Here is a 20,802-nt window from a genome sequence, read left to right as displayed (position 1 = left end):
AGAAAAGAACGATCAGGGATTTCTGATCGTTCTTTTTTCTGTGGTCAATCTAGGAACGTGCGTTTGACGCGGTCCCAATAGGTATTATTTTTCAGTTTCACTGTTTTAACAACTTTATCGCTTAAACTTACGGTAATGTCTTGGATGTTGCGAATCGAGAATGCTTCGTTGTCCATGCCGATAATCGGAAAATCGTTCCCGTCCTGGCGTACATCCAGCCGCAAGGTTCTTTCCCCGCTGAGGATAAATGAGGAGCCTAAGGTGCGGTAGCGGTTGTTGTTTAAAGAAGCAAGCTCGCTGATTTGGAAACAGGGAAGTTTCGGATCGACGACCGCTCCTTTTGTCGATTTATTGTATCCTGTACTGCCGGTAGGAGTAGCGATGATCAGCCCGTCTCCTCGAAATGTTTCAAAGTGTAGATCGTCGATGTGAACATCAATAACAATCGATTTAATAAGTGTGGAACGTACGCTGCACTCATTGAGGCAAAGGAACGTCGATTCATCATTGACGGTCGTTTCAATGAGAGGAAACCTTCTTACTTCCACTTCCGAGTTCTTCATAGAAGCAATCATTTCGTCGTGATCGTCGATGTGAAAGTCACAGTACAAACCAGCTTCGCTCTTCGTACGAATCCCTACATAAAGACAATCCTGACGGAAGCCTGTTTTCCTGACCGCCTGAAGGAAATTGCCGTCTCCCCCGACAGAAATGATGATGTTGGCGTCTTTGGAATCTTCCACGATATGAAAGGCGTTGTCTCTCGCCAACTGGAACAGTTTCTCCAGTTTATCTGTTAATTCTTCCTTTTTATGATAATAAAAATAGAGATTTCTTCTTTGATCAGTCATGGAACTTCCTCCTTCTATGTAGTAACCTTGCCTATATTTTATCATTTCATTCTTGAAAACGTACACAATTTTCGCGCAAATCCGTAAAGTTTCTCGTTGTTGAATTGCCGGCCATATTTCGATATGGTTGATATAGACAACCATGAAAGTGGATACGTTGGTAGAAGGGAGGCGCACTTTTCTCGATCGTTGAAAGAAGGTGCGCCGATTTTCTGTGAAAACTCTTGATAGTTAAGGAGAATGATGATGAAGCAAGCACAAGTGGAGAAACTGTTTCAATGGGTAGATGATACGGCTACGACCATTTCTGAAGATATGAACATTACGTACCTTGAAGCCATTGCGGAAACAATGGACGTCCTTTTCAATGGCAAACCCTTCGATGATATGGGGGATAGTCTGCAAACCTTTCTTACCAATGAATTGGTGAAGGTGAAAAAAGAGGATTTTGAAAAAGAGGAAGTCCGCAAAGCGGTCCAACTAGCCATTTTGAAAGGGATGAAAGGTGCTACCCAGCAGCAGCATTTAATTACCCCTGACTCTGTAGCAATGTTCCTCGGGTACCTTGCGACAAAGTTATTTGATGGGGAAGAAGCATTAAAGCTGTTTGACCCGGCCGCAGGGAGCGGGAACCTTCTTACATCCGTCATGAATCAGCTCGGTATGCCTTTGACGGCTTATGCCAGTGAAGTGGATCCTACATTGGTCCAACTGGCTGTCGCTAATGCCAACCTTCAGGAGAATGAAATTGAGTTTTTCCACCAGGACAGTCTCAAACCTTTCTTAATGGAACCGGTCGATCTTGTGTTAGCAGATCTGCCTGTCGGATATTATCCGGATGATGTTAACGCAGAAAGGTTCGAACTCCAAGCGGAGGAGGGCCACTCCTATGCCCATCACCTATTTATCGAGCAGGGAATGAGCTATACAAAAGACGGCGGCTATCTCATGTTCATCGTTCCAAACTTCCTGTTTGACAGCGATCAGTCCAAATCCCTGAACGCCTATCTGCGTGAACATGCCCATATCGTCGGGATGCTGCAACTGTCTGATTCCTTATTCAAAGACGAAAAACACGGAAAGAGCATCCTTATTCTTCAGAAGAAAGGGAAAGAAACCAAAGCACCGAAGCAGGCATTGCTTGCGAAGCTTCCTTCCTTCAAGAATCCGAACGCCATGGCGGATATCCTCTCTCAGATGAACGGGTGGTTTGATGCTTATAAAGCCGGAGAATTGTGAGAAAATAATGAATATATGAAGTAAACGTTATCATCACGTAACCGCCTTGAAATTGGCAGGATCGGGTGATTAAATAGTAATGGTAGAAAGTTACGAACCTAAATTTAAGGGGTTGAGCAACATTGAGTAATAACATTCTTGCTATTAACGCAGGTAGCTCATCATTGAAGTTCCAATTGATTGAAATGCCTGAAGAGAAAGTCATCACTGTCGGCCTTGTTGAACGTATCGGGCTGGATGATGCGATTTTCTCTATTGAATTCAATGGGGAAAAAGATAAAACGGTCACGAATATTCCTGACCACGAAGAAGCAGTTAAGATTCTTCTAAATAAATTGACAGCCAACGGTATCATTAAATCATTGGATGAAATTAACGGCGTTGGTCACCGAGTTGTTCACGGTGGAGAGCGTTTTAACGAGTCCATTCTGATCACAGATGAAATCGTTAAGGAAATTGAAGATATTTCTGATTTGGCTCCACTTCATAACCCGGCAAACCTGACGGGGATTAAGGCGTTCCGTGAAGTACTTCCAAACGTGCCTCACGTAGCTGTATTCGATACGGCGTTCCACCAGTCTATGCCGGAGCAATCGTTCCTTTACAGCCTTCCTTACGAATACTATGAAGATTACGGCATTCGTAAGTACGGGTTCCATGGAACTTCTCACAAATACGTATCCGAGCGTGCTGCAGAGATGATCGGTCGTCCTGTTGAGGAACTTCGCCTGCTATCCTGTCACTTAGGTAACGGGGCAAGTATTGCCGCTATCGAAGGCGGGAAATCCATCGATACATCTATGGGCTTCACTCCGCTTGCAGGGGTGACGATGGGAACGCGTTCCGGTAACATCGACCCTGCCTTGATTCCGTTTATTATGGAGAAGACAGGTAAAACTGCGGATGAAGTCATGAACGTCCTGAACAAGGAAAGTGGCCTTCTGGGACTTTCCGGTGTATCCAGCGACCTTCGTGATGTGGAGAAGCGTGCGAATGCAGGAGACGAGCGTGCAGAAATGGCGCTAGAAGTATTCGTTACCCGTATCCATAAATATATCGGCTCTTACGCTGCGCGTATGCATGGAGTAGACGGAATCATTTTCACTGCCGGTGTTGGAGAAAATAGTATTACGATGCGCGAACGTATCCTGAAAGGGCTGGAATTCATGGGCGTATACTGGGATCCATCCTTAAACCAGACACGTTCGGAAGCTTTCGTTAACTATCCACACTCACCAGTAAAAGTCATGGTCATTCCTACGAACGAGGAAGTCATGATTGCACGTGACACGGTTGAAAAAGGTCTATAATGTTTTTTCGCAACGGTCCTTCTATGACTAGAAGAGCCGTTGCTTTTTTTTATCCTTTAGGTCTACAATAAATGGAAAGTAGTGAAAATACAGGGGGTGTCGTCGTGTCCTATAACCGAATTTCTTCTGAACTGGATAGTTGGCTTGCCCAATATGAACAATATCAACCTAATGATTTTGAGAGTATCTATGACGAGTGGATCCGTCAGAGCTTCTTATCGCTGAATCCGGTTGTGCGCAGAAAGTTCTTTACGCAGCTGGATACTTGGTTCTTTCACACGCATGCCTTTCTTCAAGGTACCTCTTATCAGCATGAAGCGAGGGAGCGCATTCTGACCGTGGGGCGTGTATTCGATGAAAATATTGAACGCGTTTCTGACATGAAGGAGCGGCTTACCGTTGACCAGCTGACGTATATCGCTGAACAGCAAACGACACGAGGCCGTTTTTATTCTTTCGCGCAAGGTGGGTTGACCGGGACCGGGGGATGGCTTTTTTTAGGAGTGGATTATCCACTCATGATGTTCATGAACCTTCGGGCGGTTCAATTAATTGGATTGACATTCGGTCATGAAATGAATCATCCGTATGAAATGATGGTCTCCCTTAAGGTCTTCCACGCAGCCACGCTGCCCAAACGGTTGAAGGCGGCCGCCTGGGACGATCTTGTGAAAGAAATAAAAAGCAAGGGACATCCTTACATTTACGAGGGAAATGACAGCCTGACGGATGAGGGATGGCTGGAGCAGCCGTTAAAACAATGTTTTAAGTCCTTGTTCATCCTCATGTTCCGTAAAAAGCTGATCCAGGGTCTTCCGTTCATCAGTATCGCAATCGGCGCATATTCCAATTTTCACTTGACGAAGCAGGTGACGGAGTTTGCGATGAAGTTCTATCAATACAGATTTATTCTGGAGAAGGAGGAGGATTGAAGATGGCGGTACATGACCATAGGAGAAAAACGGAAGAATCTATCCGTTGCCTTGTGCTCACCGTAAGTGATACGAGAGATGAGCGAACGGATAAAAGTGGGAAGTTGATCATGAAAGGACTGGAAGAGGCAGGACATGTTACTTCTGACTATGGAATCGTGAAGGATGAAAAAGGAGCGATCGCTTCCTGGATTCATAAAGGTGTGGAAGAGGCTTCCATCGATGTCATTCTTTTGAACGGGGGGACCGGAATTGCCGGGCGCGATGTCACGGTGGAGGTCGTGGATGGATTGCTTGATAAGGGGATGCCGGGATTCGGAGAGATATTCCGGATGCTCAGCTTTACGGATGATATCGGTTCCGCCGCCATCTTGTCCCGTGCAACGGCGGGAGTTATTAAGCGAACAGCAATCTTTGCGATGCCTGGTTCGACAGGTGCTGTGAAGCTTGCAATGGAACGCCTGATTCTTCCTGAGTTAAATCACGTGGTAAATGAGTTGAAGAAAGATACATAAGGAAAAGAGACCGGTCTACTACCGGTCTCTTTTGTCTATTTTTTATCTTCATCTGCCCGTACCACCAGTACGTCACATTTTGCATACCGAGTAATATGTTCGGAAACACTACCGATGAAAAACCTTTCCATGGCATTCAATCCTGTAGCGCCGCATATAATTAAGTCCGCATGAAATTTGGGAGCGACATCTTTGGCAATCTTCACCTTTGGTGATCCGTATTCAATATGGACGACTACATTGGTTACACCGGATTTCAATGCTTTTTCCCGATATTCTTCCAAAAGCTCGGAAGCATACTTTTCTGCTCGGATCGCCAATGATCTGTCATAGGCCTCCACAGTCGCAAAAGCCCTTGTATCTACAACATGGGACAAAACCAGATTTGCATCATTCCTATTTGCGATGTCGATCGCTTTTTTGAATGCCACCTCTGCCGTTTCCGATCCATCCACTGCAACCACAATATCTTTATATTCAAACGTCATGCCTTGATGCCCCCTTCCTTGTAATTATTTTCATTATATCACGCAGGAAGCTTCTCTAGACCATTCTTCCATGTATAAAAATGTGAATTTTGCGAACATTATTTACCGAGGTGATAAAGGTGAAGAAAAAACCGATCAATCCATTGGAACGCGAGAATGAAAGACAGCAGGAAGAGACGGCGCCACTTAATGAAACGTATCAATCGGGTAGAAAAGGTAAATAAACAGAAACAATCCCCCGCACTTTAGTTGCGGGGGATTTATCTCTGTCAGCAAAAGGGTACAGAGTAGGAAAAAGAAATTTCAACCTGCTCGGAAGCATTAACAATGATGGGATGGGGGTATTTATAGTAAAGTAAAAGGTAAGCACCTGTTAAAGGTAAGGTGCCCCGCAAAAGATATCCCCTGCTGGAAAGAACTCTGTAAGCAGTGCGATCAGGGTTCACAAACATTTTACTCATCCCCTGAGTCGAAGTCATATAAATGGCTTACATAGAACGTTTTGACGGAAGAGGAGGAAGGAATATGGTTAGGAGACATGCAGTCATTACAGCAGGAACGAAAGGGTTAGGGCGGAAAGTCACAGAAAAGATGCTGGAGAACGGTCATAGTGTGACAGTCACTTATTTAAATGACACAGAAAAAGCCGAATCGTTACGGAATGACTTTAAAGAATGGGAAGAGAGAATACAACTGATTCGGGCTGATGTTACGCATAAAGAAGATGTAAAGTCTGTTATTCAGGAAGCGTTTAGTCAATTCGGAAGAATCGATTTTCTAATCAATAATGCAGGTCCATATATTTTTGAGCGAAAGAAATTGATGGATTATTCAGAGGCAGAGTGGGATGCTATGATCAGAGGGAATCTTGATGCTGTCTTCTATTTGATGAAAGAAGCGGTTCCGCACATGAGGAATCAAGGATTCGGTCGAATTATAAATTATGGTTTTCAAGGTGCGAATGCAGCATCTGGGTGGATTTATCGTTCTGCATTTGCTGCAGCAAAAGTCGGACTTGTTTCTTTAACAAAGACCATCGCCTTTGAAGAAGCGGAATACGGCATCACATCCAATATGATTTGTCCCGGTAACATTGTGGGAGAATGGAAGGAAGCTTCTATAAAAGAAAGCAGGAAAGTTTCGGACGAAGAAACACCGATCGGCAGACCGGGTACAGGAGAAGATATAGCCAGAACCATTGATTTTCTCTGCAGGGAAGATTCAGATATGATTACAGGATCCATTTACGAAGTGACTGGTGGTTTAGATGTCATTCACCGACATCGGTAAGAAAGGGGAAGTATTTAATTTAGACAGGAGGTTCGATCTTTATGAAGATCGGAATACCAAAAGAGACGAAGAATAATGAGAACCGGATTGCAATGACTCCTGCTGGTGTCGTCAGTTTGACAGGAGCGGGTCACGACGTTTACGTCGAGACAGGAGCAGGGTATGGCTCAAGCTTCACGGATGAACAGTTCCAGGAAGCAGGTGCGACGATCGTCCCGTCTGCAAAAGAAGCATGGGATCAGGAAATGGTGATGAAGGTGAAAGAGCCTCTGCCTGCAGAGTATCATTATTTCAGGGAAGGCCTTATCTTGTTCACCTACCTGCATTTGGCGCCGGAACCGGAGCTGACTCGTGCTTTAATGGACAGCAAGGTCATTTCCATCGCTTACGAGACTGTCCAGCTTGCAAACGGCTCCCTCCCTTTACTGACTCCGATGAGTGAGGTTGCAGGAAGAATGGCTTCCCAAATCGGTGCTCAGTTTCTTGAGAAATCCCACGGAGGCAAGGGCATTCTCTTAAGTGGAATACCAGGAGTCCCAAGGGGCCGGGTGACGGTTATCGGAGGAGGCGTAGTCGGCACGAATGCTGCCAAAATCGCCCTTGGTCTGGGAGCGGATGTAACCATTATTGATGTCAATCCCGAGCGCCTTCGCCAATTGGATGATATATTCGGGGATTCAATTCAGACACTCATGTCCAATCCACTGAACATCCAGGAATCCCTAGCAGTGTCCGATTTAGTCATTGGAGCTGTATTAATTCCCGGAGCGAAAGCCCCTAAGCTGGTAACGGAGGAAATGGTTAAGGCGATGCCGGAAGGGTCGGTAATCGTTGATGTAGCTATCGACCAAGGTGGTATTTTCGCGACGACGGATCGAATTACGACACATGACGATCCAACCTATCTAAAGCACGGCGTGCTGCATTATGCCGTTGCGAACATGCCTGGAGCAGTTCCCAGAACATCTACAATCGGGTTGACGAACGTCACGGTTCCCTATGCGCTCCAACTGGCAGGTAAGGGATATTTGCAGGCCTTGAGAGAGAATGAAGCGTTGAAGAAGGGCCTGCATACAGTGGATGGATATCTTACTTATAAAGCCGTAGCTGACTCCCAGGGGTTGGAGTATACGCCGCCAGAGGATCTATTGCATGCATAATAAAAAAGAAGCAGGGAATTTACCATTCCCTGCTTCTTTTTTTACGCTGATTTGTGAAAGTTCTCCGCCTTTGTCTCTTTCTTCTCTTGTTGTTTCCGAAAAATTGTCGCAATGATCGGTCCGGAAATGTTATGCCATACGCTGAAGATGGCACTAGGTACAGCTGCAAGTGGACTGAAGTGGACAGCTGCGAGCGATGCTCCGAGTCCAGAATTCTGCATTCCGACTTCAATAGCGATGGCGCGTTTTTGAGGTGCTTTCATGCGGAACAGCTTGCCAAGCCCGTAACCTGCCGCGTACCCGAGTATATTGTGAAGAAAAACAATAGCAAAAATGACAGCTCCGGTTTGAGCGATTTGTGCTTGGTTGACGCTCACGACCGCACCGACAATGGCTACGATGCTGACGACAGATACGAGCGGCAGTGCTTTAACCCCCGCTTCCACCTTCTCTTTCAAAACAGCCTTCACTACCAATCCCAGCAGAATAGGTACGAGTACCACCTTTACAATGGATATAAACAAGTCAGACGCCGATACGGACAGCCACTGGCTTGCGAAGACCCAGATTAAAAATGGAGTCAGGAATGGTGCCAGCAGCGTCGATACAGAGGTGACGGCTACAGAAAGTGCGGTATCCCCCTTGGATAAATAAGTCATGACGTTGGAGGAAGTACCTCCAGGACAGCATCCGACGAGGATGACTCCTACCGCAATTTCCGGAGAAACAGGAAGAATGTTTACAAGTAGGAATGCAAGGATCGGCATGAGTACAAACTGAGCCCCGACTCCGATGGCAACGTCTTTGGGACGCTTGAACACCTCTTGGAAGTCCTTTTTGGAGAGGGTCAGCCCCATTCCGAACATGATGATTCCGAGAAGCGGAACGATATAAGGAGCGATCCATGTGAAACCGGAAGGCAGAAAAAAGGATAATGCCGCAAATAAAACGACCCAGAGGGCGAAGGTACTGCTTACGAATTGACTTGCTTTTGCTAATGCTCTCATTTAATGTCAGCTCCTCAAGTAGAAATATATTTTCTGATTATACTCTCTTTTCAGAAAAAACAAAGGTTGAAGAAGGGGAAAAAAACGAAAAAAAAAATGAAGAGCAGTTATTGATTTAGATAAAGACGGAAATACGATAAAATATTTAGAAAGAGTGAAACCTTTGAAACGTTCATTCGTACGTATAGTACACAGGAGCAAAGCAAGAAGGAGAGGTGAGGATTTGGGTTTCTTTTCAAGGCTTTTTTCAAAAACAGAAAAACAGCAATCAAGCGTAGAAGAAAGAACGGTCTTAAACATACAGGTCGGGGATATCATCACCTACGATTTGGCAGACTATGAAGTAGTAGGTAAAATCACGTATAGAGATGGATCATATGAATGGTTCTCTTATCAACTTCTCGAAGGGGATACGACCAAATGGCTCGCTGCTGAAATGGATGATGAATTGGAACTGGGGATCTATGAAACCGTTCAGATGCCCGTTCAAATGCCTTACCCGAAGCAGCTGACACACGAGGGGAAGACTTTCTATAAGGACGAGGAAGGCGAAGCGCGTGTCACCGGTGAAGGAAGAAGTAAAAACATAAACGGAAGGACGACGAGGTATGCGGAGTATGTTTCGGAAGATGAGGAGACTTACTTGAGTCTGGAGTCCTGGGGCAGCGAAGTGGAAGCAAGTGCAGGATATGATGTTGAACCATACGAAATAAAAATTATTGCAGGTTCGAAATAATAAGGAGGAACTAGAATGTTTAAATTTTTCAAGCGAGTGAAAACAGTGGTTGGATCGGAATTGAATGCGATGTTGGATAAAGCAGAAGACCCGGTGAAAATGCTGGATCAGTTCATGCGCGATATGGAGAACGATATTCGGGAAGCCGAGAGTGCTGTAGCCAAGCAGATTGCGAACGAGAAAATGTTAAAGCGTAAGTACGATGACTCTCAGGCATTAGCTGATAAGCGGATGAAGCAGGCGGAAAAAGCGCTGGAAGCAGGTAACGAAGATTTGGCACGACGCGCTTTAGAAGATAAGAACAACCACCAGGAACAAGCAGAGCAGTTGAAAGCTTCCTGGGAACGTGCGCAGCAGGATGCCAATACGCTTAGAGAAAAGCTCGATGACATGAAGAAAGAATATCAGGAAATGAAATTGAAGAAAGACTCACTGAAAGCACGTGCAGAATCGGCGAAGACAAGGACAAAGATGAACCGTACGATGTCCAGTATCGGAGGGGACGAATCACGTCAGGGATTTGAGCGTATGGAAGAGAAGGTCATGCAGTTTGAGGCGGAGGCGGAAACGAGCGATGACATGACATCTGCCAGCCGTTCTCTTGATGATGAATTCGAAGCGCTTGATGATAAGGGTAATGTGGATAGCGAACTCGAAGCCTTGAAGCGTAAAATGAATAAAGAATAAGACAGAACGTGCCTAACTGAATCTTAGTTAGGCACGGCTGTTTTTTGTGAAAGGAGGAGATAGGGTGAAGAATTATACCGGTCTCATCTTCATTGGTATCATCGCACTTGCTGTCATTATTAATCTTTTTAACAGCGGGGATGCACAAAGAGGGATGTCGGGGTCTGTTGCCGAAAGTACTTATGAGAACCTTCCTGAAGAACCGGATCGTTCGGAAATTCTGGAAGATATTGAAAATTCGGATGCGCAGTCTGCAGAAGTATTGATTCGAAACAATTTTCCTTTATTGGATGTAGTGAATACGGATCAAGGTACGTCAGAGGTGTATGCGACCCGCCAATTATCCTTGCCGGAAACAGCAGATGCCTTGTCAGAAGCGATTCCCCCGGAGGAAATTAGTGAAAGGCAGGATGGGAAACAGGTTCTTGTATATGATGATGACTTTGTCATCATACAAGAGAGTGAAGAAGAACCAGGGGTTGTAACCATGGAAATAGCTTCCGATGAGTTCGTAAGGAATAATTACTCACCGAGCTTCTTCAATGGATTATTCGCCGGATACCTTCTTAATCGGATGCTGGGTTCAAATAATTGGTATGATCAGCGCCGTTCTTCCTGTCAGGCAGCTGGAGATTGTTATGGCGGTTATGGAAGCTACAATTCTGGTTCCGGCGCCGGATCAATCAGAAGTTCGAATAATCGCGGGGGCGGCCCCGGAGTAGGGAAATAAAAGGAGGCAGATATACATGGAGCCATTTTTAATTACACTGGGTTACTTTGCAATTGCCATTGCAGTCGTAGTCATAGGGTTAGTCATCTTTGAATGGATGACCAGACAATACAAGGACTGGGATGAAGTAAAAGAGGGAAATCAAGCAGTGGCGTTGTCCATTGCTGGAAAAGTGATCGGAATCTGTATCGTTCTTTCGTTCGCTATTTATCACAGCCTTACTGTATGGGATACGTTGATATGGGGAGCGTTCGGTGTCGTATTGCAAATGGTCGCATATGTGTTATTCGAGCTTTTCACTAGAAAGTTCTCTGTAGAGACGCAGTTGAAGAATAATAATACGGCAGTGGGGATCATTTCTGTAGGGGTCTCCATAGGACTGGCGCTTGTCATTGGAGCTTCGATTACATAAGGGAGCGCTGACTTTCCACCCAGGAATCCCTGGTGTTTTGAAAGGAAAGAGAAAGGGAAAATCCCCCGTGAGGTAGTAGGCCTGACTGTAATCCGACTTAACAATAATGGTGAAGGAGTGTTGGAGAATGAAAGTATCCTATCATGGACATTCAGTTATCAAGGTTGAAGCGAATGGAAAGACGATCCTGTTCGACCCATTCATATCAGGGAACGGGAATACAGATTTAAAGGCAGACGAAGTAGAAGCAGACGTCATCCTTCTGACGCACGGGCACAACGACCACGTCGGGGATACGGTGGAGATAGCAAAGCGCACCGGTGCTAAAATCGTGGCTCCCTTTGAGTTAGCAGAGTATTTGGGGAATAAAGGAGTCGACACCCATCCGATGTCGATCGGCGGAGGTCATGAATTCGACTTTGGACATGTGAAGTTCACGCAAGCCTTCCACGGTTCTTCCTATACGGAAGAAGACGGTACGATCGTTTACACAGGAATGCCGATGGGGATTTTATTAACGATTGACGGGAAAACGATCTACCATGCAGGTGATACCGGCTTGTTTTCTGATATGAAATTGATTGGTGAAAGAAATGATATCGACTTGGCTTTTCTTCCAATCGGTGATAATTTCACCATGGGGCCGGAAGATGCGTTGACGGCAGCAGAGTGGATCCAAGCAAAACAGGTCGTTCCAATCCATTACAACACGTTTGAGTTAATTGAGCAGGATGGGAAAGGTTTTGCGAACAAGGTGCAACCTGGAAAAGGAACAGTGCTTGAACCTGGAGATGAAATTACAATATAAAGGCCGTAAAACAGCCATCTGTCGACTTTTCGGACAGATGGCTGTTTTAGTTAGAAGTTTGTGCAGCGGGTTTTTTATTTGGATTTTTGTGGGAAAAATTGCGGAAGTACTGTATCAGTTGTATAATAACAATAATAAACAAATGACTGGTACAGTTAGAAAGAATGGTGAGTTATGGCTACAAAGCACGAACAAATTCTTGAACACATCGAATCACTCTCCGTTGGAAGCAAAATATCCGTGCGCGGAATCGCTAAAGCATTGAACGTAAGTGAAGGAACGGCATACAGGGCAATTAAAGAAGCGGAAAACCAGGATCTTGTCAGCACAATGGAACGCGTGGGTACAATCCGAATTGAGAAGAAAAAGAAAGAAAACATCGAGCGGCTCACGTTTGCTGAGATTGTAAATATTGTAGATGGTCAGGTGCTTGGTGGCAGAGAAGGGCTGTACAAGACACTAAATAAGTTCGTTATAGGCGCGATGAAGCTGGAAGCCATGATGCGATACACAGAAGCAGGGTCTCTTCTTATCGTGGGGAACCGTACGAATGCTCATGAACTGGCCGTCCAGGAGGGTGCTGCAGTATTGGTAACCGGTGGTTTCGATACGAGCGATGCGGTTAAGAAGCTTGCAGATGAAAAGAAGCTGCCTGTCATTTCAACCAGTTACGATACATTTACCGTCGCAACGATGATCAACAGGGCGATATACGATCAGCTGATCAAAAAGGAAATCGTATTGGTGGATGATATTTATACAGCCTACGAGGATTCTAAGTTTTTAAAGACGACGGACAGCGTTGATCACTGGCATGACCTGAACGAAGAAACAAAACACAGCCGTTACCCCGTCGTGGATTCTCAAAATCGAGTGGTCGGCATCGTCACTTCCAAAGACGTAATAGGAAAGAGTGCCGATACGAAAATTGACAAGGTGATGACGAAGAACCCTATGACCGTCCATCCGAAAACATCGCTTGCCAATGCTGCTCACGTAATGGTATGGGAAGGAATCGAGTTGATGCCTGTCGTAGATGCTGCTCAGAAACTGCAGGGAATCATCTCCAGGCAGGACGTGCTGAAGGCTCTCCAGCATATACAACGGCAGCCACAGGTTGGTGAAACCATCGACGACCTTGCCACAAACCGTATGGAAGTACAGGCGGAAGAAGGTGAGCCTGTAAAGTGGAAGACAAAAGTCACACCCCAAATGACCAACCAGCTCGGCACGATGTCCTATGGCGTCTTTATATCGCTTATTACAGAGTCCTCCTCAAGGCTGCTTCGGAAACATAAAAAAGGGGACCTTGTCGTTGAGAATATATCCGTTTATTTCATCAAACCGGTTCAGATCGATAGCGAAATTGAAATAAGTCCGCAGATATTAGAAGTCGGTCGGAAATTCGCTAAGGTGGATGTAGAGGTCCACCAAGGGAAGGCAATTGTTGGAAAAGCCTTGCTCATGGCCCAATTAATTGATAGATGAGAAAAAGCCGCTGTATGTTGACAGCGGCCTTGGCTCAAGGGGCGGTTGGTGTTTCATGTTTTCGGTATTCCGCCTGGTAATGTTTACTTGCTTTCCAGCCGAGTCTCGTTTGAAAGATACCGAGTAGAAGAAAAACGATTCCTATAAACAAGGACAGCTTGGTCTGATAAAATACATACTGGTTAATACCGAAAAAGAAAATGAAACTTCCGAGGAAAACCCGGGATTTGCTGTTCAAGTATTCCTGGGTCAGCGGGTCTTTTGTCCGGAATATCATCACTTTGTAGTACAGGTAAAGAACAAAGGAAACCAATATGAGAATCGGAAAAATAATCATCCATGATCGACTCCTGATTAGATTAATTTGTCTTTATTGTAGCGTTTTTTGTTGGGAATAGCTACCTGTCAGGTGGAAATCTATGGTTTAATTGTGAGGAAGATAGAGAGGGAGGCGCTTATGAGTAAGCCAAAACAAATAGTCGAACAGATTAAGAAATATGAAACCATCATTATTCACCGTCATGTCCGCCCAGATCCGGACGCTTACGGCTCTCAAGGAGGGCTTGCCGGGATTATTAAAGAATCGTTTCCGGAGAAAAAAGTCTATGTGACTGGAACGGGTGAACCGTCTCTTAACTATCTCCAAACGATGGATGCTGTTCCGGATGAAGCGTTTGAGGAAGCACTGGTAATCGTGTGTGATACTGCCAATCAAGCGAGAATCGACGATGCTAGATACGACAGCGGGGCGGCGCTTATTAAAATCGACCACCATCCCGAAGTGGATAAATATGGCGACATCCAGTGGGTTGATACGTCATCCAGCTCTACTTCCGAAATGATTTATCAATTATATAAAGAGAATCAAGAGGAAGGTCTGCGGTTAAATGACAATTCAGCCCGGCTTATATACGCGGGGATTGTCGGAGATACCGGCCGATTCCTGTTCCCCAGTACAACAAACAAGACGCTCGGCTATGCGGCGGAACTGGTTCGATTTGACTTTGACAGACCAGCTTTATTTAAGGAAATGTACAAAACTCCTTTGAATGTAGCTCGATTGAAAGGGTATGTCCTGCAAAATTTTGAACGGCATGCTTCTGGTTATTCCACGATCCGCCTGGATAAGGAAACACTGAAAAAGTTTGATGTAACAGTCACAGAGACGAGTCAGCTTGTCGGCCTGCTCGGGGATATTGAAGGTATTCTTGCATGGGCCTTCTTTGTGGAAGAGGAAGATACGATCCGTGTCCGTCTTCGCTCCAGAGGTCCTGTCATAAATGGGGTTGCAGCCAAATTTAACGGCGGAGGACATCCGATGGCTTCCGGTGCTTCTGCTTCATCCTGGGAGGAAACAGAACAATTGGCAGCGGAGCTCGAATCCGTATGCCGGCAATACAAAGAAGAGCAGCAGTGATTTGCTGCTCTTCTTTGTATCTGCCTGTCTTTTCATGGGGATATGATGATTTCTAGATTCAACGAAAGGGTTTCGTAGACGACCAGGCGTTCTACCTTAAGTTCATAGGAGAGGTCGTCAACAGCATAACTTTTACTTTCCACTGATGCGATCATCAGATCGACTTGACTACCCACGACTTTAATATCTTTCCCGGGGATGGACGCTAATTGTTGTTTAACAAGGGTTGTTAATTCGTGCTGTGTCAACAAATCAATATTCAGTTTCTTTGCATTGGTGTAGGATACGGCGATGTCTTTGACGCTCAGCGGCTTCGCTTGTGGATCTTCTTCCTGGTTTTTTAGAAGCCCTTCATACTTTGCTTCCATTTCGTTCATCTTGGCATTCATTTCAATATATTCTTCTGTATATTTTTCTTGGAGCTGTCCATGTACATAAAGGAAAAACAAATAGCCGATGACCGCTCCTAATACAATGCCGGCAAATAAACGCCTCCACTCCTTTTTTTTATGATAAGGAGGAAACTGCATTCACGTCACCTCTTCACCTAGCAGCCATTCAAATAAAAGGAGAGCGGCTTTCACTCCACCCATGGCAGCGACGATTATCATCACTTGCTTGAAGATATCGAAGGTAGAACCATCGAATATCCCTTTTTCAAAATTGCTGATGGCATCGAATGTTCCACCAATAGCGGCGACTATGGCCCATATCCTGAGCCCTTTTGCAATCCGGAACATGGAGGTAAGAGGAGCTTCTCCGGTCAGATAACTCCCGATGCTGCCGATGATTGTCCCTCCTACAATAACTCCAAAAGCGATAAAGAAGCACTGTATCATCGAAATAACCAGACGATCTTCCATTTTGTCCCTCATTTCAAAGACGCAATAGTATCCATATATTGAAAAATATTCCCCGGCCCGTCCAATTATGCAGGAGGCTTTCATCCTCCTGTTCTTATCGATATAATTTAGTGGAAAGAAGGTGTTCGTGAATGACTTTTACTCATTTGAATGTAAAGAGCGGTTTCAGCTTAATGGAAAGCACGGTGAAAATTCCCGAACTTGTAGATGAAGCAAAAAGGTTGGGGTTTCAATCGCTTGCTTTGACGGATGAGAATACGATGAGTGGATCGGTCTCCTTTTACCGGGCCTGCAAGCAGAAGGGGATCAAACCTCTAATCGGGCTTAAAACGAGAATCGAGGATCAGGACCTTCACTACCCTGTCCTTCTTTTCGCAGAGAATAACGAAGGCTATAAAAATCTTTTGCAGCTCAGTTCCGCTATCCAGCTGGAAGGGCGGCCGGTATCCCTGGACCTGCTTGAACAGAAGCGCAGCGGTCTGATCGTCGTTCTGCTGACCTCTCAGTCCCCCTGGGCGCAGACGATTGCCAGTCGTATGTTTGACCATATAAAGGACTCCTTAAACCGGTGGCGGCATATGGTAGGAGAGGATAATTTCTATTTGGCAATCCAGGATCTCGATCTTCATGAAGAAAGACAGCTTCATCAACCGCTCCAGGAGTGGTCAAAGAGGGAGGGGGTCCCGGTCGTAGCAATTGGAGACGTCCGTTACCTGAAAAAAGAGGATGCTGCGGCATATGAAAGCTTGAAGGCTATAGAAGCGAATACCCGCTTCTCAGGGGAAACAGCAGGAGCGCGCTTCTATCTAAAAAAAACGGAGGAAATGGAAAACTATTTTCAAGAATGGTGGCCGGGAGTGTTGAGAGCGACGGAGGAGATTGCAGAGAGGGTAAACCTTGCACTTTCGTTCGACCAGCAGCTTCTGCCCACGTACCCAACACCTGGAGGCGTCCGTGCGGATCGTTATCTGGAGGAACTTTGTTTAAAAGCTTTAGCAAAGAAATACCCGGCAACTTACAAGGCGGCGGAAGAGCGCTTACATAAAGAGTTGTCCGTTATCACATCGATGAATTTCAGCGATTATTTTCTAATTGTATGGGACTTTCTTGCTTATGCGAAGAAGCAGGGCATACACGCAGGCCCGGGACGTGGATCCGCAGCAGGATCATTGGTGGCGTATCTTCTTAATATTACTCAAGTCGACCCGTTAGAGTATGATTTACTCTTTGAAAGGTTTTTGAATCCTGAACGGATCACTATGCCTGATATTGATATCGATTTCCCTGATCACCGCAGGGATGAAGTCATCGCCTACGTTGCTGAAAAATATGGAGCGGATCATGTTGCTCAAATTTGTACGTTCGGCACATTCGCCGTCCGAAGTGTCCTGAGGGAGCTCTTCAAAGTTCTCGCGGTTGATGAAAGTGATGCAGCCTTCATATTAAAACAAATACCAAAAACGGCACCGTCCACGATCACGGAAATCGTGAGAGATTCAGAAGAATTGAGTGACTACATCCGAAATTCACCGAAATTGCAGCGACTCTTTCAAATTGCTACGAAGTTGGAAGGGCTGCCGCGGCACGTTTCCACCCATGCGGCAGGTGTTGTGATCAGCGAGCGGCCGCTCCAGGAATATACAGCACTCATGGACGGACATAACGGGATTCCATTGACGCAGCTGGCCATGGGGGACTTGGAAAAAGTCGGATTGTTGAAGATCGACTTCCTTGGACTGCGGAACCTGACCTTCATCGAGAAGATGGAGGGGAAAATAAAGCGGTTCCGGGATTCCAGTTTCTCTGTAGAGCGTATACCGCTTGATGATGAGAAAACGTTCCAGCTGCTCGAACAAGGACGTACAAACGGGGTCTTCCAATTGGAATCCCAGGGAATGAAAGGTGTGCTGCGTCGTCTTCGTCCCTCTCATTTCGAGGATGTCGTAGCTGTTAACGCTCTTTATCGGCCCGGCCCTATGGATTATATACCGGATTTTATATCGCGGAAACAAGGGAACCAGGCAATGGAACTTCCACATCCCGATTTGAAAGGGATTCTGGACAAGACGTACGGTGTCCTTGTCTATCAAGAACAGATTATGCAGGTTGCGCAACTGGTCGCCGGATATTCTTTAGGCGAGGCGGATTTACTGCGAAGAGCAATCAGTAAAAAGCAGTCCGGAATACTAGAAGACGAACGGGAGAAGTTTCTAAAAGGATGCAGAAATCGCGGCTACACCGAGGCGGTCGCCCGGCAGGTGTTCGAATGGATTGTCAAATTTGCCAACTACGGATTTAACCGAAGTCACGCGGTCGCCTATAGTCTGATATCCTATCGTCTCGCGTATATGAAAGCACATTACCCTTCTTACTTCCTTGCAGAGCTGATCAACTCTTATGTAGGTGACAGGGATAAGCTCACCCTTTACTTGCGAGAGGCGAAAGAAAGTGGACTGAAGGTACTTCCTCCTTCGATCAACCGCAGTCACATTGTTGCAAAAGATGAACAAGGTGCCATCCGCATCGGCCTCCTTTCCGTGAAGGGGGTAGGCTATCAAGCGGCCCAGGCTGTTGTAGAAGAAAGAGGCAATGGAAGATTCCGCAGCTTGAATGACTTCTGTCTTCGTGTTCGGACGAAGATCGTCACTCGCGGGGTGATAGAGTCGTTAATACTTGCGGGTGCCTTTGATGAAACCCATGAGAATCGTGCGGCGCTGCTTGCAAGTATCGACCAGGCACTGGAACAGGGAGAGTTATTTAAAGAATTCCAGGACCAGCCCGGCTTCTTCGGAAATGAATTTGAAATGGAACTGATAGAAGTGGACCCGTTTCCTCCATTAAAACTTTTGGCTATGGAAAAAGAAGTTCTGGGTACTTATATGTCAGAACACCCCTTGGAACACCACCGGCAGCTGCTTCAGGAGAGAGGGATCAATTCTTTGAATAAGGTCGTTAACATCAAAGGAACGGTCAAGACAGCAGGTGTAGTAGAGACGATAAGGGAAATCAGGACCAAACGGGGAGAGTCGATGGCATTTGCCACGCTCGGTGATGAAACGACAGAGCTGGAGGCGGTTATTTTTCCTGATTCTTACCGTAATATAAAGCGATGGCTGCAAGAGCAGATGCTTGTAACGGTTACAGGTAAAGTCGAGGAAAGGAACGGCAGAAAGCAGTTGATCATCAACGAAGCGTCTGTTTTCAATGTCGAAGAGAAACCGACAGCTTCCGAGCAACGTCTGTTCATTAAAGTAACCAAAGAGACAGAACCGATTGCAATGGAGAAACTGAAAAAAGTGTCCGGCTATTTCCCGGGGAATATTCCGGTCTTCATATTTAAATCACAGGAAAGAAAGACATACAGGTTGGGGGAATTGTACAACCTGTCTGCGTCTCCTGAGTGCATGGAGATCTTGACGGGGTACTTCGGGGATGATTCCGTAGCGTTGAAAGAGTACAGCAAAGATACGAAAAATTAAAAACTCAGTCCGAAGTTTTGAAGTTCTTTACACGCCAAATTCATCTGTTATAATTAAGGAGTTAATGGTGGTCTGACCACCTGGATCGGTACAATTAATAGTTAAAGGGAGCGTGTCGACGTGTCAAATTTGCGAGATGAAGCACTGCATATACACCGTGTAAACAAAGGGAAGCTGGAAACCACTTCTAAAGTACCTGTAAGAAATTCCAAAGACTTAAGCCTGGCGTATTCTCCAGGGGTAGCAGAACCTTGTAAGGAAATTTACGACCATAAGGAAACAGTTTATGACTATACCATGAAGGGGAATATGGTGGCTGTCGTAAGTGACGGTTCAGCGGTGCTCGGATTGGGGAATATCGGGGCAGAAGCATCTCTTCCTGTCATGGAAGGGAAAGCTGCATTATTTAAAAGCTTCGCGGGAGTAGATGCGTTCCCTATATGTCTAAGTACGAACGATATTGATGAAATCGTGCAGACGGTTAAGCTTATGGAACCGACATTCGGAGGCGTCAACCTTGAAGATATAGCTGCTCCGAACTGTTTCATTATTGAAGATCGTCTTAAGAAAGAAACCAATATCCCGATTTTCCATGATGACCAGCACGGCACTGCCATCGTTACCGTTGCCGGACTGGTGAATGCTCTGAAAATCACCGGCAAGAAGTTCTCTGACATCAAGGTGATTGCTAATGGTGCAGGAGCCGCCGGAATAGCTATTATTAAACTGCTTTACCATTTCGGTGTGCGCGATATCATTATGTGTGATTCTAAAGGCGCGGTATATGAAGGCCGTGAGTACGGTATGAATGATGTGAAAGATGAAATTGCTAAGATTACGAATAAAGATCGTATGGACGGCAGTCTTGAAGAAGTGATGGAAGATGCCGATGTGTTTATTGGTGTATCTGTTGGCGGACTGTTGTCTAAAGAGATGGTCTCTCGTATGAATGATGATGCCATCATTTTTGCAATGGCGAACCCTGATCCGGAAATTATGCCGGAGGATGCCAAAGAAGCCGGGGCCCGTGTCATCGGGACTGGCCGTTCCGATTTCCCTAACCAGGTGAACAATGTGCTGGCCTTCCCGGGAATCTTCCGTGGAGCTTTGGATGTGCGAGCTACAAGAATTAACGAGAAGATGAAGATTGCCGCTGTGGAAGCCATTGCTTCCCTTGTCAGTGAAGATGAATTAAGTGAAGACTACGTCATCCCTGCCCCATTCGATCCGCGTGTTGCCCCGGCTGTTGCTGCAGCTGTTGCGAAGGCGGCAATGGAGTCCGGTGTAGCCCGTCATCACGTCGATCCTGAAGAGGTGGCAGACAAGACGAGACAACTCACCTTAATAGACGAAGATTGATTTGGACAGGAGAAAAGTGTAAACTTTTCTC

Annotated in this window: 21 protein-coding genes; 15 read left to right on the top strand and 6 right to left on the bottom strand. The window is 45.7% G+C overall.

The features are described 5' to 3' along the window. Positions 1-44: 44 nt before the first annotated feature. Entirely contained in the window at positions 45-851 is an 807-nt protein-coding gene (locus tag M662_RS13335) for an NAD kinase (RefSeq protein ID WP_008635394.1), read from the bottom strand. A gap of 246 nt (positions 852-1,097) precedes the next feature. On the opposite strand from M662_RS13335, the gene M662_RS13330 reads away from it, so the two are divergent. The 4 genes from M662_RS13330 to M662_RS13315 all read left to right on the top strand — a co-directional run bounded on the left by M662_RS13330 (position 1,098) and on the right by M662_RS13315 (position 4,847). Beyond that, positions 1,098-2,090: a class I SAM-dependent methyltransferase gene (locus M662_RS13330; RefSeq protein ID WP_008635392.1), complete on the top strand. Its 993-nt coding sequence runs from the start codon at positions 1,098-1,100 to the stop codon at positions 2,088-2,090. 185 nt (positions 2,091-2,275) lie between these two features. Beyond that, entirely contained in the window at positions 2,276-3,400 is a 1,125-nt protein-coding gene (locus M662_RS13325; RefSeq protein ID WP_051348871.1) for an acetate kinase, read from the top strand. Between the two features lie 104 nt (positions 3,401-3,504). Next, positions 3,505-4,332, top strand: coding sequence for an EcsC family protein (locus tag M662_RS13320; protein ID WP_008635388.1), 828 nt, complete (start codon positions 3,505-3,507; stop codon positions 4,330-4,332). A 2-nt stretch (positions 4,333-4,334) separates the two neighbouring features. Next, positions 4,335-4,847: a MogA/MoaB family molybdenum cofactor biosynthesis protein gene (locus M662_RS13315; RefSeq protein ID WP_026577098.1), complete on the top strand. Its 513-nt coding sequence runs from the start codon at positions 4,335-4,337 to the stop codon at positions 4,845-4,847. Positions 4,848-4,882: 35 nt separating this feature from the next. On the opposite strand, the gene M662_RS13310 is transcribed toward M662_RS13315, so the two are convergent. After that, positions 4,883-5,335, bottom strand: a complete 453-nt coding sequence (locus M662_RS13310) for a universal stress protein (RefSeq protein WP_008635381.1) — start codon at positions 5,333-5,335, stop codon at positions 4,883-4,885. Between the two features lie 525 nt (positions 5,336-5,860). Between M662_RS13310 and M662_RS13305 the strand changes: the two genes are divergently transcribed. After that, complete coding sequence (locus tag M662_RS13305) at positions 5,861-6,625, top strand: SDR family oxidoreductase (RefSeq protein ID WP_008635379.1); 765 nt, start codon at positions 5,861-5,863, stop codon at positions 6,623-6,625. 41 nt (positions 6,626-6,666) lie between these two features. Continuing rightward, entirely contained in the window at positions 6,667-7,785 is a 1,119-nt protein-coding gene (gene ald, locus M662_RS13300) for an alanine dehydrogenase (RefSeq protein WP_026577099.1), read from the top strand. Between the two features lie 41 nt (positions 7,786-7,826). Here ald and M662_RS13295 read toward each other — a convergent pair whose 3' ends face one another. Beyond that, the gene (locus M662_RS13295; RefSeq protein ID WP_026577100.1) at positions 7,827-8,792 is read right to left on the bottom strand and encodes a bile acid:sodium symporter family protein; all 966 of its coding nucleotides are present in this window, start codon (positions 8,790-8,792) and stop codon (positions 7,827-7,829) included. A 223-nt stretch (positions 8,793-9,015) separates the two neighbouring features. On the opposite strand from M662_RS13295, the gene M662_RS13290 reads away from it, so the two are divergent. From M662_RS13290 to M662_RS13265, 6 genes are all read left to right on the top strand, one after another. Next, complete coding sequence (locus M662_RS13290) at positions 9,016-9,528, top strand: DUF4178 domain-containing protein (RefSeq protein ID WP_026577101.1); 513 nt, start codon at positions 9,016-9,018, stop codon at positions 9,526-9,528. 15 nt (positions 9,529-9,543) lie between these two features. Then, positions 9,544-10,215: a PspA/IM30 family protein gene (locus M662_RS13285; RefSeq protein WP_008635361.1), complete on the top strand. Its 672-nt coding sequence runs from the start codon at positions 9,544-9,546 to the stop codon at positions 10,213-10,215. 64 nt (positions 10,216-10,279) lie between these two features. Next, on the top strand, positions 10,280-10,945 hold the full coding sequence (locus M662_RS13280; protein WP_008635356.1) for a DUF4247 domain-containing protein: 666 nt from the start codon (positions 10,280-10,282) through the stop codon (positions 10,943-10,945). Between the two features lie 16 nt (positions 10,946-10,961). Next, positions 10,962-11,357, top strand: coding sequence for a DUF350 domain-containing protein (locus M662_RS13275; protein WP_008635354.1), 396 nt, complete (start codon positions 10,962-10,964; stop codon positions 11,355-11,357). Positions 11,358-11,484: 127 nt separating this feature from the next. Then, positions 11,485-12,165: a metal-dependent hydrolase gene (locus M662_RS13270; RefSeq protein ID WP_008635352.1), complete on the top strand. Its 681-nt coding sequence runs from the start codon at positions 11,485-11,487 to the stop codon at positions 12,163-12,165. 174 nt (positions 12,166-12,339) lie between these two features. After that, positions 12,340-13,653: a CBS domain-containing protein gene (locus M662_RS13265; RefSeq protein WP_008635351.1), complete on the top strand. Its 1,314-nt coding sequence runs from the start codon at positions 12,340-12,342 to the stop codon at positions 13,651-13,653. Between the two features lie 34 nt (positions 13,654-13,687). On the opposite strand, the gene M662_RS13260 is transcribed toward M662_RS13265, so the two are convergent. Next, positions 13,688-13,990 carry a YtpI family protein gene (locus M662_RS13260; protein WP_008635349.1) on the bottom strand — a complete coding sequence of 101 codons (303 nt, stop codon included), beginning with the start codon at positions 13,988-13,990 and terminating at the stop codon, positions 13,688-13,690. A 120-nt stretch (positions 13,991-14,110) separates the two neighbouring features. On the opposite strand from M662_RS13260, the gene M662_RS13255 reads away from it, so the two are divergent. Then, a complete protein-coding gene (locus M662_RS13255) occupies positions 14,111-15,070 on the top strand; it encodes a DHH family phosphoesterase (protein ID WP_008635347.1) in 960 nt (319 codons plus the stop codon). A 32-nt stretch (positions 15,071-15,102) separates the two neighbouring features. On the opposite strand, the gene ytrI is transcribed toward M662_RS13255, so the two are convergent. After that, positions 15,103-15,600: a sporulation membrane protein YtrI gene (gene ytrI, locus M662_RS13250; RefSeq protein ID WP_008635346.1), complete on the bottom strand. Its 498-nt coding sequence runs from the start codon at positions 15,598-15,600 to the stop codon at positions 15,103-15,105. After that, positions 15,601-15,933, bottom strand: a complete 333-nt coding sequence (locus M662_RS13245; protein WP_008635344.1) for a sporulation membrane protein YtrH — start codon at positions 15,931-15,933, stop codon at positions 15,601-15,603. It abuts the gene before it with no gap. A gap of 131 nt (positions 15,934-16,064) precedes the next feature. Here M662_RS13245 and dnaE point away from each other — a divergent pair, with 131 nt between their 5' ends. Both dnaE and M662_RS13235 read left to right on the top strand, forming a co-directional pair. After that, complete coding sequence (gene dnaE, locus M662_RS13240; protein WP_026577102.1) at positions 16,065-19,412, top strand: DNA polymerase III subunit alpha; 3,348 nt, start codon at positions 16,065-16,067, stop codon at positions 19,410-19,412. 120 nt (positions 19,413-19,532) lie between these two features. Then, on the top strand, positions 19,533-20,771 hold the full coding sequence (locus M662_RS13235; RefSeq protein ID WP_008635333.1) for an NADP-dependent malic enzyme: 1,239 nt from the start codon (positions 19,533-19,535) through the stop codon (positions 20,769-20,771). Positions 20,772-20,802 lie beyond the last annotated feature (31 nt).

Origin of the sequence: Bacillus sp. SB49 (assembly GCF_000469135.2) — a bacterium.
Taxonomy (GTDB): Bacteria; Bacillota; Bacilli; order Bacillales; family Halobacillaceae; genus Halobacillus.
This window is presented reverse-complemented; position numbering and strand designations above follow the sequence as displayed.